Here is a 14,967-nt window from a genome sequence, read left to right as displayed (position 1 = left end):
GCTTAACGGAGCCCTCTTTTTAATGCAGTAATAAGTTCCTCTAAATGTTTTAAGTTTAAAAAATTAGATAAAGAAAGTCTTAGACTTTGATTGCCTTCTTCTAGTGTAAGTCCTATAGCTCTCAGAACGTAAGACATCTCAATATTTAATGATGAGCAAGCAGAACCTTGAGAGCATAAAAAAGCTGAGTTCGAGACAAAATGCGATGCATCAAAGTTCGGTAAGCGAATATTTAAAATATGAGGAATGTACTGTGTATCTGGAGAGTTGATTACTCCCCCAATCTCAATAACTTTGGCTCGTAGCATAGAATTTATTTTATTTACTTCCTCAAAACTATCTTCAATAGTTTGGTCTTCTACGGCGGCACCGAATCCTAAAATCAATGGGGTAGCAAGAGTACCGCCTCTTAACCCATATTCTTGACCTGCTCCATGAATAACTGGTTGGATTCTAGTTTCCCTTAAGTCTCTAATGTACAGTGCTCCAATACCTTTAGGACCATAAATTTTATGAGCAGATAAAGAGAGCATATCTATATTTAACTCATCAACATCGATGGGGATTTTTTTATAGGATTGAGCTGCGTCTACATGAAATTTGATATCTCTTTCAAAGCAAGCCTGGCCTATAGCTGCAACAGGTTGGATTGATCCAAGCTCGTTGTTTACATGCATAATACTAACTAAAACAGTATCTTCTCTCATTGCTGAGATTACTTCTTCAGCATCAATAATTCCATTGTTCTGAGGAGCAATATATGTAATCTCATATCCATGGTTTTTTTCTAAGAAATTACAAATAGATAGAATGCATTTATGTTCTATAGATGAGGTGATAATATGCTTTCCCTTTTTTTGATTTGCTAAAACATACCCTTTAATTGCTAAATTATTTGACTCAGATGCTCCACTAGTAAAGATAATTTCACTTTTATAGGCTCCGATAGAATTAGCAATGATTTCTCTCGCTCTTTCAATTCTTTCTGCGGAAATACGGCCTAACTTATGAGCAGAGGATGGGTTTGAGTATTCTTCTTCAAATGCTCGAAATAATTCTTTTTTAACAGATGGTAGAAGTGGCGTAGATGCTGCGAAATCTAAATAAATCATCTTTGATCTAATAAAAAACAGATACTTTAAGCATCTCTTTTTTTTTAGATTTAAGCAAATATTCTTACTCATAAATTCGAAAATTCTTATCAATATAATGTTTGTTCAAAAAAAACAATTAGTTTAGTACAATTAGTTAATTGTTATAATAAATTTATATACTTATCAGATATAACTGAGGGGCAATTTATGTCAGAATTACAATATAAGCCATCTGCGAGATGGATACGTTATTTGCGTAGTTACGGTCCGACTCCAAATAATGCAGTTATGTTTGATGAACATGTTACGAAAGCAGCGCGTCTAGCTAAAATTGATCCAATAGAATTACCTATCCCATTGCTACCTAATATTTTAGAAGCAGTACATGCAGAGGGCGGCGGATCTATTATCATTGCAGGAACAGCTGGAGATGGGAAAACTTATCATTGTCGTGCATTATGGGAAGCAATAGGAGGAGATCCTTCTGAGTGGAATGATTCACACGCAGCAATTAAAAGTTTAAATATTAATAATGATAAAAAAATATATTTTGTAAAAGATTTAAGTGAATTAAATGAACAAGATGGAAAATTTGTTCTTGAACTATTAGAGAGATCCGTTTTAGAAAACGACAATAAACATATTCTAGTAATTGCTACCAATCATGGGCAAATTTTAGAACGTTTACGAAAACGATCATACAAAGAATTTTCTACCCACCCAATACGAGAAACTTTAGAGCAAGTTTTTCTGCAAACTGGTGAAGGGCTTTCAAGGTTACATGTATTTGACTTAAGCCGTAGCACTCATCGTAAATCATTAACTGATGTGCTAGATATATTAATCACCCATCCTGAATGGGAAAAATGTTCAAATTGTTATTTTCAAAGTAGTGGTAAAGGCTGCCCGATCAGTGAAAATCGTCAACGACTACTTGGTGCAACATTCGAGTCTGAACAATTACGTTCACGTTTATCCGATTTAATTGATATTGCAAGGTTAAATGGCTCACATTTACCTGTTCGTGATCTACTTGCTTTATGTGCAAATATTTTGCTTGGTCATGCTGAGGTTAAAGATGGACTGATGCGTTGTGATGATATTGAGAAAATAGTAAATGAAGGCACATTTTCGAAAGGGAATTTGTATGACAATATTATGGCAAAAAATTTACCTAATCAGAGAGTAGGAGAACGCCCTGTTTTTAAAGCTTTATCTTCTTTTCAAATAGGTGAAGAAACAACAAATGAAATTGATGGGTTATTAATTTATGGTCGCTACGATAGTGAATTATCTCTAATCTATGAGGATCTTATCGAAAGTGATAAACAGTATGGAGGTTCAGCTTATTTTAAGAAAGCCCAAGAAGCTTATTTAGAAGGTGATGAATACCAAAAAGAAAACATTAATCAAAAACTTATTCAGTTATTAGAAAGCCAACGCCGTCGATTGTTCTTTACCTTACCTGATAGCAGTTTAGGTAAAAATTATTTTTGGAATCTAAGTGCATACAAATATGCTGCTTCTTATTTAGATCTTATTAAAAAACTCAAAAATAATCACCCAATTCCTGAGGATATACGTCAATTAATTACATTGGGCATTAATCGTATTATGACGGGAATTTTAGTGGAAGAAGTAGAAATTATTATAGTTGCAACATCTGGAGGCTTTACAGAATCAAAAGTAAGCGTATTAACTAAAGAAGAAATACCAGCGCGTCCTACAAGAAGAAACACAGAGGGAATGTTGATTAAACTGAATCATAATAATAGGCCATTAATTAATTTCCATATGGAAGATGATAAGGATGGGGTTTCTTTTGAGTTAACACCAATTAGATTCGAATTTTTGGCGAGAGTTGCCAATGGAATCTTACCCAATAGTTTTTCTAGTGAGTGTTTAGAAGATCTATTAGCTTTAAAGTCAAAATTATTACGAAGAGCTGAGCAAATACAACTCGAATTTGGTGATAGCTACATAGCTAATGACATTAATACTTTGCCTTTAAAATTTGTAAATGATGGATTTAGTCATGGTTCTAAACATATATCAGTGAGACTAGATAAATGAAATTCCTAGAAGATGTTGATTTTGTGGTTGATGAAAAAATTTGGGGACATCGTTTATATGATGAGCAGTTACCTCATTTAATCTTATTGGAATTTCTAGGAATATTAGCTTCACATCGAGAAGATCCATTAAATGAAGTAGATGATAAAGTAATTTATAAGCCCCAGCGTCAGCTTCGATTGCGTGGTGTATTATTTAATAATCCATATATAAATATAATCGCATCTTCTAATAGGTCTGACGAAAAAAAATGGCAAGAATGGTTTGAGGAATATCAAAAAGGTGCATATGCAGAAGAAGATATGACTTATTTGAAAGAGGTCTTTAGTTCATTTGATGATTTTGCACGTGTTGTTGAATTGTTGCGATCTTCGTCTTTTGAGATAAATAGTAATAAAAGATGGAGTTCAAAATTTGTCTTCCCATTCGGGCCTGATGCCTTATATGAAGATTTGCGCATTGATAAATCTGAAACGAATGATAGACGATTTTTTGCACGAACAGGTGAGATTTTGTATTTAATGCTTTGTCGTGCTGAGAATAAAAATGAATTGGGAGAGCTGTTAGTCAAACGTCTTTTAGAATCTGATCTATCTCTAAATCGATTAGTGAAAGCTATTCAAGGTGACAGACAAGAGGCAAAATTAGCTAAAGAGATTAGTAGTTTGCAATTACCAATCCTTAAACATGATCGTTTCGATCAGCTCTGCAGTGATTGGATTCATATCCTAAAGCAAGATATTCCCTCCTATGATGCAATTTCATACTTAATGTTTTCAGCTGGTTTGAACATGTTATTGTATTTTCTTGAGCGCTCGAAAGAAGTTTTATCTGAAGAAAAGCCTATAAGATTAGTCTGTGAAATCATTTCTAAAAATCGAACTAAAATAAGAGCAATTTCTGCGGATGATTATCAATATAATCAGAATTTGTCTATACGCTCCATTGCTGCAGAAATTGAAAATATTCAGCAAAATGAAGAGTGGATGTCCGCATCTTCACAACTTTATCCTGAGTCAGAATATATACGTTTAATGCAGAAGCAATTTAAATGGCCAAGTGAAGATGAAGAAAGTTCAGACTGGTCAGCTGATTCACTTATTGAAAAGTTAGTTGATAAAGCTCAACTCAGACATAAGCAACATTTAGCAAAAGTCCACTCAGCTTGGTCTAAGGCTATTGGTTTAAGTTCTCGTCGCTTATCTAGAAGAATGCGTTATGCGCCTAATGATCATTTTTTGAAATCGCTTGTTATTACAGTAGTTGATAAACGCATGCCTTTTGATGATTTCTTAGAAGTAATTAAAAATAGGTATGGTTTAGTGGTTGGTGAGGCACAAGCTCAAGAGCTTATTACTAGTAATCAAGTGGATCAGGAAGCTTTCAGTAAAAATAGTGAATATCTAGCTGAACGTTTAATGAGTTTAGGTTTAGTTAGGCAATTGTCTGATGGATGTGCTTTTGTAGAGAACCCATTTAATATTTAAGGAAATGAACATGAAAGAAAATAAAATTATTGGATGGGTTGGTGCTGTATATTTTGAAAATTACCTGCAGCAAATAAATGATTCTCAGCTAACAAACGAACCATTAAATATTGAAACTGCGTTATTTAGACTAGACCAATTAACGGCAGGCCAAATTGCTACAATTGTAAAGGAAATATTGTCGAGGCCATCTTTAGAACAGTATATTTCACTTAAAATTCCAAGAGCTTTAATTGGAGATGAAGTATTACCAAATGAAGTATTGATTGATGATAATGCTGCTAGTGTTCGAAATCAGAGTATTGAAAAACAGATATTAATAACAGCAAGCTCTAGAAATGACATTGGAGATACTCTTGCGCATATTACTATCGTCAGTGCGAAAGAGTTAAAGGCAAATAGTGATCCGTGGGTTCAAGCATGTTGTCAATTAGGGAATTTAGTCCTTACTCCAGATGATGAAAAAACTTTTGCAAAAGCACTAGAAGCACTGATTGATTCTATTGAGCTTTCATTGGTACAAATTGCTAATTTTTGTCTTAGTATTATTGAGGCAAATAATATTCATGGATTAGCGATAAGACAGGCAATAGGATGGGCTCTACCAAGTATAGGGTTGCCTCGAGATACTTACTTTTTTAGTAATGCTAAAGCATTTTCACATGCTAATCGTCCTTGGAAAAATGCCTTTGATAAATTAGCTACGCATCGATATCCCTTATTAAAGTATCAAAAAGCAAATGGTCAACCGTTAGATCCTGCAGAAATGGAAAATCGTCTGAATGATAATTTGGAAGATATAGATGAAGACATTATTCCTGTTTTGCAACGATTTATAAAGGGGTCTATTAATGATGTTGAAGCTATTCAAGCACTCGCAGAATTAGAATGGGAACAAGATAAAGTTTATCTTATTTTTGACCGGCCGAAAGAAAAACAAAGTGGTTTAGCTGAATCTACTTTGCAATTTTTCTCAGATATTTGTGACCCAGATGATGCTTTAACTGAAGAGTGGTGCAATCACTTAACTGAGTTAAAAACACGAGAAAAAAGAGGCGAATGGATTGATGAAGATAAAATTTTCTTTGATCTACATCGTTATTTCTTAGAGCAAGATACAAAATTATTAGCACGTTGGGAAAAAGTCATCTTTGGGCAGGCTATAGAGTGTCAGGACTTTTTAGAGGGATTAGTTTTCGCAACTTATCAATTACTTGCTGGATCAGAAGATTTTAATGGTGAGCGTTACTTAAAAATCTCAGTCAACAAGGGGAGAAAAGCTTGGCTTGATCAGTTTAATCATGATGCAGTGACATTCTTTTGTGTAATGTATCGTGGTTTATATAAGGCGATGGGATCCAGAATTATTTGGGAAATTCCAAATCAAAAAACTCAATTACCAGATATCTTATTTGATTATGAAGCTTTCTTAAATAAACAAAAAGAACGTCTAGGAAAGAAATTTAAATCAATAAAATCTCTATCACGAGCTGCATTGCAAATTAAATTTGAAGTTGCACTAGTTGAACGTCAATCAAGTAATCAAGAAGTTATTTTGAAGAAAAATCAACTGATATGGAATTACTCAGCTAATTCTATTGGGCTTGCTCTTGCTGATGACTTAGGGCGAATACTTGAGAAAGGGGGGATTGCTTGTACACAAGTCAGTCGGAAAATTGTGAGCAAAAAAGGGGGAGTGCAAAGTGTTTCTCTTGAAAATGTTGGTAGTTTAGAAGCTACATTTTCAAATGATCCAGGCTCTCTTATCCCATCAGCTAGTAAATTAAAAAGTCAACGTCATCAAATTAAACAATCTCTTGAAGAGTTATTTAAAGATGGATTTATAAATGACGTAGCATATAGGGAGATAAAAGAAAGCTGGGAAAAATTTGAAAAAGTTTATCCTTTTGCACTTCAAAATTTTAAACAACATGGATTAAATCAACCAAGTATATTTGATCAAGCCGATGCATATGCTGAATTATTAGATACGCTATTAACTTATGCATGTAACGATGTTAGCCGGGAAAAACTTGTATCCAAGGTAATGTCTATTGGAACCGTTATAGTCTCAGGAGAGCAATCTACTTTAATAATTCCACCTTGGCACCCTGAACGTTTAAAGGCATTAGCTGTTAAAACTAAACGAACAACTGCGTTACTAACCCATTTATTGACAGCTGATAGTATTAAATTTGGTGATAGAAATATTTTCTTTAAAGAGTTTTTTGATGAACTTAAACATCCTTTCTATCCAGAAGTAGCGATACTTCAAAAGAAAAATGTTGCGGAGCCAGAGCTAGTTACAGTTACTAGCACAGTGAATGGCTATAGCCTTCTAGAAACTCCTATGAATTCGGGGCAGACACTTAGTGATACTTCCCCGCAAATAGCAGCTAAACAAATTAATGAACTTATAGAACGCTATATAGGGTTACAACCTCATAAAATTCGCAATTTAAATATTTTATTGTATAACTCTGATGCAGCAGACTTACCATTAGCTGTGGTTAAAGAACTCTCTAATCTGTATGAAACGGAACAAGCTGAGATGAAATGTAATGTCATGGTTCGACATACAGAACCAAGACATTTAGCTTCTATTTATGCAGAATTAGTGAATAGAGCTGCAGAAGATGAAGATTTGCCACTCGTAAGTGAAATATCTGATAATTTTATTTCTAAATTAAGGATAGGTGTCTCTAAATCTGCAGGAGTGGACTGTAATTCTCTGTTAGGATCCAAGCCATTTGATATCGCTTTTTTACATGATGTTGTAGCAAGGACTGCTACAATAGAATGGATTCCTGCTCCTTGGAGTGAGAATCGTCAGAATTTAGAACATGCTCCTTCACGCTGGTCTTATAGGCGTGTAGCAAAAGATGGTGAGCTTAAATCAACCAGTTTTCTAACTTGCCCATGGCAGACTGAAACTGGTTGGAGCTATTTGGCTGCAGTAGCTGCTCTCGCGAAAAAAGATGCAATTAATAAACATGACCGCTTGCTTCCGGCTCGTCAGATTTCATTACAGCATCAACGTTTAGCTGAAATAATGGATGATGCCCATCAGCAAGCAGAATGGGTTGCCACATATGATGAACTTTTAGATAAAAAACAATTGCAAAATCAAAATATTACAGTTGTTCGATATCGTAGAAATTCAACGAATGGTCGTAATATGATTGTTAGCTCTACTGCTGATTTAAGATTATTAAATGGACTTACGTATCGTCGTTTAGAAGCTCTATCATTATCTTTCAATCAATCGGAATTGAACGATCTTACTAAACTAATTAAAAAAGATGCTTTATCTATTTCTGGACAGATTGTATTGCGTGCTGCACGCCGTGGTATATCTGCTGGTGAAATGTTAGGGTTAGTACTGAGTCGTTATTTAATCTCTAATGAATTTGAACATTTAAATAATAATCGTGACGCAATTAGTGTCTATTTCTTACTAGATGACTATGCATCTTGGTTATCTCAAAAAGAAAGTCGAATCGCTGATTTACTTGCTCTGTCTATAATTGATTGTGATGATGAAATTCATTTGCATATTGCAATTGTTGAATCTAAATATGTCTCATATGAAGGCGTCGCAGATGCAAGACGCTCATCAAAAGCACAGTTGATGGCGACATTAACATCTTTTAGAGATGCTTTATTTGGAGACCCGAGTCGATTAGATAGAGACGTCTGGTTATCACGTATTTCTGATCTACTTGTAGATGCTGATGTAGGAATTGGCCAAACTGATTTACTTGAAAGAGCACGAATAGCGATTCGTGAAGGAATAGTTAATATCTCTTTACGAGGGTACTCTCATGTGTTCGTTCACAGTAATGATGTATCAGCTACTAATTCTCTGTCAGAACAGTTAGAGATCGATAGCTCAAATATTTTCCAAGCATGGCAGGAAGTATTTGATCGGAAGGAGCTTCGTGCTCTAGTCGAAGCATATGCTAAACAAGAAGATTCTTTATATGTTAGATCCGTATTAGGTACAACAGAGCCATGGAAAAATATCATTCTTAATAAGCCTGCTCCTCAAGTGAATTGGACATCACAGGTTGATGAATTACATGGTTTTGGACCTAAAGATGTATTACCAAATACTTTAGAAGAAACACAAGTTCCAGAAAAAAGTGATCAGATACAGATAGAGTTTAATGATGTAAGTTCTGAAGAGGTTATTCATTTATCTGACCAAATATTAGGTGAAACATCTAAGATCAGTGAATCTACGATTGATTTAGTTCGAACAGATATAGCTAAATCTAATTTAGCTGAGTTAATTCATTCGAATAATTCTTCACAAAATCAGAAAGATGCATCTAAAGAAGAATGGGCAGAAAAAACTACTAAAGATTTAAGAAAAGCTTTAAATGGATGGGGTTTCCAAGTAAATCTACTAGGAACAAGAATCACTCCAAACGGATGTCTAGTTCGTTTAGCTGGCTCAGATCGTTTACGAGTTGAGGATATTGAAGCTAAGCGAACTCAATTGTTAACCACACACGCTATAAATATTATAACTGTACAACCTAAACCTGGTGAAATTGTTGTAACAATTTCAAGCGATATACGACAAGCTGTTTCAATATGGGATTTATGGCAACGTCGTTTAATAAATCGTAATAAAGCTGGGATTAACGTTTCTTTTATAATAGGAATACAAGAGCTTAATGGCGAGTTACTATATTTGAATTTAGGTGGAGATTTTTCAGGATTACCTGGACATGAGCCACACACTCTAGTAGCTGGTGCTACAGGAAGTGGTAAATCAGTATTACTACAAGTATTACTTCTTGATATAGCAGCAACAAATTCTAAAGATTTAGCTCAGATTATTCTTATCGATCCTAAAATGGGGGTCGATTATGCAGCTTTAGAAGATTTACCACATATGCGTGAACCAATTATTACAACTAAAGAGAGAGCAACTGAAGTTCTTGTAAATTTAGTTGATGAAATGGAAAATCGCTATCAGTTATTTGCTCAAGCTAGAGCAAGAGATTTAGCAACTTATAATTCAAAAGTTGCTGAAAGTGATAGGCTACCTATGGTGTTTCTAGTACATGATGAATTTGCTGATTGGATGTTTGATGATACTTACAAAGCGGACGTAGGTTCGGCTGTTCAGAGATTAGGTGTGAAAGCTCGAGCAGCAGGTATCCACTTAATATTTGCTGCACAAAGACCAGATAAGGATGTTATGCCAATGCAACTACGAGAAAATTTGGGTAATCGCCTAATCTTAAAAGTTGCTAGTGAGGCGACTTCCAAGATTGCCCTTGATCGTCCAGGGGCTGAGAGATTATTAGGTAAAGGACATCTAGCCGCTAAATTAAATGGGGATTTGATATATGCTCAGGTACCCTTTGTTTCTGATGATGAGATAAATCAAATCGTAGAAACGATAGTCAGAGATAATGGTACTCCCCAACACTTATCTAGTCTTGAAAACAAAGAAATTACTTGTTAGTAAAAGAAGAGGGCAGTAAGTCCTCTTCTTTATGGGAGGATTACCAGGCCAGTGTCTATTTTGATTATCAAGAAATTGTAGACTGGCATAAAAAGCAACTTGAATTGAGATAATTGTTTTAAACAGCTAGTAGAGCTAAAGATTACAGTAGTAATCTTTAGTTAGATTCCAAATTATATTTACCTATAACGCTTAGGTGAAATAGAGGTCAATTAGACTCTTTATCTTAACTAGGTACTTTTTAGGGAAACTAGATTTAAATTGAGAAATCAACACTGCATATGAGGTTCTTGAATTGAATAGTTCTTTGGGAATTCAAGGCTGTCTTGAATAAGTTATGTAAGAAGTAAAACTTGATAAAAATATCCAAATTTAAGATATGAGAAACATTGTTTCGTAAGACAAGCAAAATTTGTTTAAGAGAGGGGAAGTTATTCAATTTTTCAAATTTATGAAGGAGATCTACTGAAAGATATGGGGACGAATAAAATTAGTCTCCTAAATAATTGTTTTTAAAAATATTTAATTTAATTGTAAAAATATAAAAAAAGTAGAATTTATAAGGAAATAGTAAAAAAAAAATAGTATAATTTTTTCGTTAATTATCTAATTAAAATAAATACTTACTTTGTTTTTTAAGAGGGATATAGTGAGAAATCAAAAAGTAAATGTCGTGTATATGGCAACAATGAGTGCTGGAAAGACTACATGCATTAATGCATTGCTGGGTACTGAGCTTTTACATTCAGCTAATGAAGCAACAACGGCAACAATTACAGAGATAAGATCAAGTAACAAAGAATTAATTAGATGTTACGGTGAGAGTAAAAAATTAGTTGAAGAAGTATTCGATATTGCCCCGGAAAAAATAAGAGAATTAAATAGTAATGAAAAAATTAATGAGATTTTTATAGAAGGTAATTTTAATATTGATGAAAATTTAGTAATTGTAGATACTCCCGGGCCAAACAATAGTAGGGATAATAATCATAAGAATCTATCTTATAATTATATTTTAAATTCTAAATTTGATTTTTTAATTTATGTTATTAATTCTACACAACCTTTTATTAATGATGATGTTCAATATTTAAAATTTATTTATAAGAATGTAAAAAGTAATAAAATAATATTTTTGGTAAATAAATTAGATGATTTTGATTTGGAAAATGAATCTATAGAAAATTTTAAAATAAATTTGGAAAAATACTTAAATGAACTTGGATTTAATAATCCTGTGATTTTTGGCGTAAGTGCTTATAGAGCCTTACTTATAAAGAAGTTAATTTATCAAGAGAAAATGTCCCGTAAAGAACGAAGGGATCTATTGAATTTAATTGATGAGAGTGAAGATATTCTAGGTTCTGAATTGATATCTTTGTCACCCAATATGATTAATAACGTAAAAGTAGAAAATAGATTCGGATTTTTAGGTGAAGATTTTCAAGATTTGAAATATTTAAATGAAATTTATTGTAAAACTGGTTTTCCATATTTTGAATTTTATTTGAAAAATAGAATTCACGAATTAAATAAGTAGGGGTAATTTAAATTGAACAGTATTTTAATTGAATATAATCCATTTTCGATAGAAACAAATTTTTTTATAGATGGTAAGGAATTGACAGGTAATAATATATTATCTGATTTTAAATATAGAAGACTACAATTATGGGTGGATCAATTACCTAAGATTTTGTATGAGTTTTTTAATTATGATTTTAATATAAATATAGATTTTATTGGTCTTGAATCTGATTATATTGATATAAAAGAAGAGATTGATAAAGCCAATTCAGAGTATGGTGCTAATATTCTATTAGCACCCTATCAATCTGTGGAAGGCGTAGATATTCGTTTGGAAAAAATCCAAGGAATGATTGATAAGGCAAAAAAAAATCCAAAATTTTTGAGTTATTTAGAAAATAATTCAAAAATTTCTGTTGCTTTAAAAGAAGCATTTAATAATGATTTTGATGCATATGTTGTAGCAACAATGTCTTCCGGTAAATCTACTTTTATTAATGCAATGTTAGGTACTGATCTATTACCAGCAAGAAATGAGGCGACAACAGCAACTATTGCAAAGATATTTGATACTAAAGTTGAAAAATATTGGGGTGCCAGATGTAATAAGAATGGAGAAATTTTAGATGAAAATCATGAATTAAATAGTGATGTTTTAAATAATTGGAATGACCAAATAGATACACATACTATTGATATAGAGGGCCCTATTTATGGAATGCAAAAACGAGATAATGTTCGTTTAGTATTAACCGATACTCCTGGACCAAATAATAGTCGTGATGATTCTCATGCTCAATTAACAATGTCATTTATCCAGGATTCTCAGCGAAGCCCACTGATTTTGTATATTTTGAATGCAACACAATTAGGTATTAATGATGATAAAAACTTATTAAGACTAGTAGCTAAAGAAATTAAAAGGGGAGGAAAGCAAGCAAAAGATAGATTTATATTTATTGTTAATAAGTGCGATGAATTTGATTTGGAGAAAGAATCTCTAGAGAAAGCCTTGAAAAATGTTAGAGATTACTTAGAAGAAAATGGTATTCAAGACCCTCTAGTTTATCCTATATCAGCTTATGCTGCTCGATTAATGAGAAATAACGAGCAAAGTCTTACTAGTCGTGAACGTCGTAAAAAAAATGACTATATTGATCAATTTTTAGAGGAAGATTATAACTTTATTAAATACATGCCTTTAACTGCAAAAGTCTCATCTAAAGTTCAAAATTTAAAACTTACAGAAAATTCTGAATTAAATCTAGCTTTAAAAAATAGTGGTATTCCTGCTGTAGAAATGATGATTGATGAATATATTGAAAAATATAATTTTCCTCATCGTTTGAATCGCGCAAAAGAAGCACTTGATGAAGCAATTAAGCTGGCATTGAATGAAGAAGAGATAATTTTATCTTTAGCAGATAATGAAGCTGAATTACAAACAACTTTAAATGCTATCAATGTTTTAGAGGAAAAGAGAAATCATGGGTTTAAAACGGAAGCATACAAGAAAAAGTTAAAAGACAACAAAAATAAAATACCTAACGATATTCATAAAAGAATAAAAGATTTAAGAATTGATGTTTCAGCAACACTTTTGAGTGCTGGTAACACCATGCGAGGTGAAGTTAATGTTGATCAAGCAAATATGAAGTTAGATAAAATTGAAAATAATTTAAGTTTTAAATTTAAAGAAGTAATCAATGAATTAGATAAAGCATATATAGTAATGCAAGAAAATATTCGAGTTAATTTAAATTCGGAATATCAAAAATATGTGGCATCAATCTTTGAAGATGTTAAAGCTTTAAAGCTTCCTGTATTAGCTGGATTAGAAGATAAGTTTAAAAATCTTGATATTAGTATTGTAAAGACGACAAATAGTGAAATTAAAACAAGACGCGTAGTTGTTGGGCAAAGAGAGGTAAAAGATTCTAATTGGTGGAATCCTTTCTCTTGGGGCAGAAAAAAATTAGTTGATATTACAGAAGAAAGAGAATCTGTAGTTTTAGATGAATTGTGGAAGGCAAGAAGTTTAGAACTACGAAAGCCTTTTGATCAATTGCTTGAGGATGGAATGCAACATATACAACATGGAGCAAATGACATTGTTGATCTTTATGTGAAATTTATGTCGGCTGAATTTGATAAGCAATTCGATTCTGTAATTCTAGAGTTAACAGAAAAAATAAAGGATAAAGATAAGCGATTACATGCAATTAATTTGGCAAAACAAGAATTGAAATGGATTGAAGATTTTCGTTCAGAATTAAATAGCACATTGATGATTAAAGGTAGTCACTAAGATGGTAAATAATATTAAAGATGAAATTTTAAATACTTTAGCGAACTCAAATGATCCTAAAGAGTTAAAAAACCTAGAAACACGTGAAGTTGAATTTGAGGACTATAATGAAGTTTGGGGAGAGTTGATTGATAAAAGTCATAGTTATGATAAGGAAGATTTTGAAAAAAGCTTAATTCAACTGGAAAAAAACTTTTGTCATGTTCGGTTGGAGCGAACTATTGAGATAAAAATATTTTTAATAGAAATAGGAGCTGAAGGTTTTGTAAGTACTTCAGATTCTATATCTAAAATAAATATGCAATCTAATAGTCTTGTTGCTGACTCAGTTGGAAATTCAAGTGATGAGAGTATGCAAAGAAAACCTTATGATGAAAGTTCTGTGAAACAATTGTTCGAAGAGTTTTCAGCAAAAGATTTGAGAACATTAAAAGTTAGTTTGTTAAATCTGCTATTAGATAATAGTAAGCCAATAGATAAGTTAACAAGTTTATTGTCTTTAGTTCACTCGAAGTATCCTGAATTATTTAATGAATATCTCGAAGATGAAAACAATGATCCGATTGATTTAGATCAAGAGAATTGGACAGTTCTTTATTTTCATTCGCAGAATACAGCATTAGAGACGAATTTTTCAATCGATCGCTATAAACATTTATTAGATGTTCGTGACTTTTTAAGAAAAAAAGGCGAGAGTGATTTTCAATTCATTTCAGAAACCAAAAAATCAGGACAATCAGGACAATCAGGACAATCAGGACAATCAGGACAATCAGGACAATCAGGACAATCAGGACAATCAGGACAATCAGGACAATCAGGACAATCAGGACAATCAGGACAATCGGGACAATCGGGACAATCAAAAAGCCTTTTAGATGAATTGATTGATATGCTGGTTGAAAGTTTAAGTAAGATGAAAGAAGTTAGTTGCAATCTTATTGAAAAAGTGAAATCAAAATTTAAATAAACAATTAGAGTGGGGGAATAGAA

7 protein-coding genes are annotated in these 14,967 nt (G+C 32.6%); 6 read left to right on the top strand and 1 reads right to left on the bottom strand.

The genetic code is table 11. The annotated features are described in order from the left end of the window. Positions 1–2: 2 nt before the first annotated feature. Positions 3–1,184, bottom strand: coding sequence for a cysteine desulfurase family protein (locus tag H2677_RS09045; protein ID WP_228301644.1), 1,182 nt, complete (start codon positions 1,182–1,184; stop codon positions 3–5). 117 nt (positions 1,185–1,301) lie between these two features. Here H2677_RS09045 and H2677_RS09040 point away from each other — a divergent pair, with 117 nt between their 5' ends. From H2677_RS09040 to H2677_RS09015, 6 genes are all read left to right on the top strand, one after another. Beyond that, a complete protein-coding gene (locus tag H2677_RS09040) occupies positions 1,302–3,167 on the top strand; it encodes a hypothetical protein (protein WP_212638360.1) in 1,866 nt (621 codons plus the stop codon). 23 nt (positions 3,168–3,190) lie between these two features. Further along, entirely contained in the window at positions 3,191–4,654 is a 1,464-nt protein-coding gene (locus H2677_RS09035; protein ID WP_228301643.1) for a hypothetical protein, read from the top strand. A gap of 10 nt (positions 4,655–4,664) precedes the next feature. Further along, positions 4,665–10,139: an FtsK/SpoIIIE domain-containing protein gene (locus tag H2677_RS09030; protein ID WP_212638358.1), complete on the top strand. Its 5,475-nt coding sequence runs from the start codon at positions 4,665–4,667 to the stop codon at positions 10,137–10,139. A 679-nt stretch (positions 10,140–10,818) separates the two neighbouring features. Further along, on the top strand, positions 10,819–11,679 hold the full coding sequence (locus H2677_RS09025) for a dynamin family protein (RefSeq protein ID WP_212638357.1): 861 nt from the start codon (positions 10,819–10,821) through the stop codon (positions 11,677–11,679). Between the two features lie 12 nt (positions 11,680–11,691). After that, entirely contained in the window at positions 11,692–13,974 is a 2,283-nt protein-coding gene (locus H2677_RS09020) for a dynamin family protein (RefSeq protein ID WP_212638356.1), read from the top strand. 1 nt (position 13,975) lies between these two features. After that, positions 13,976–14,944, top strand: a complete 969-nt coding sequence (locus H2677_RS09015; protein WP_212638355.1) for a hypothetical protein — start codon at positions 13,976–13,978, stop codon at positions 14,942–14,944. Positions 14,945–14,967 lie beyond the last annotated feature (23 nt).

It is taken from the genome of Acinetobacter junii, assembly GCF_018336855.1.
Classification (GTDB): domain Bacteria; phylum Pseudomonadota; class Gammaproteobacteria; order Pseudomonadales; family Moraxellaceae; genus Acinetobacter; species Acinetobacter junii.
The sequence above is the reverse complement of the archived record's forward strand: the minus strand, read 5'-3'. Positions and strand labels throughout refer to the sequence as shown.

Coding starts and splice junctions, on each gene's coding strand:
- H2677_RS09045 (WP_228301644.1), bottom strand. CDS start 1,184: ATGAGTAAGAATATTTGCTTAAATCTAAAAAAAAAGAGATGCTTAAAG.
- H2677_RS09040 (WP_212638360.1), top strand. CDS start 1,302: ATGTCAGAATTACAATATAAGCCATCTGCGAGATGGATACGTTATTTG.
- H2677_RS09030 (WP_212638358.1), top strand. CDS start 4,665: ATGAAAGAAAATAAAATTATTGGATGGGTTGGTGCTGTATATTTTGAA.
- H2677_RS09025 (WP_212638357.1), top strand. CDS start 10,819: ATGGCAACAATGAGTGCTGGAAAGACTACATGCATTAATGCATTGCTG.
- H2677_RS09015 (WP_212638355.1), top strand. CDS start 13,976: ATGGTAAATAATATTAAAGATGAAATTTTAAATACTTTAGCGAACTCA.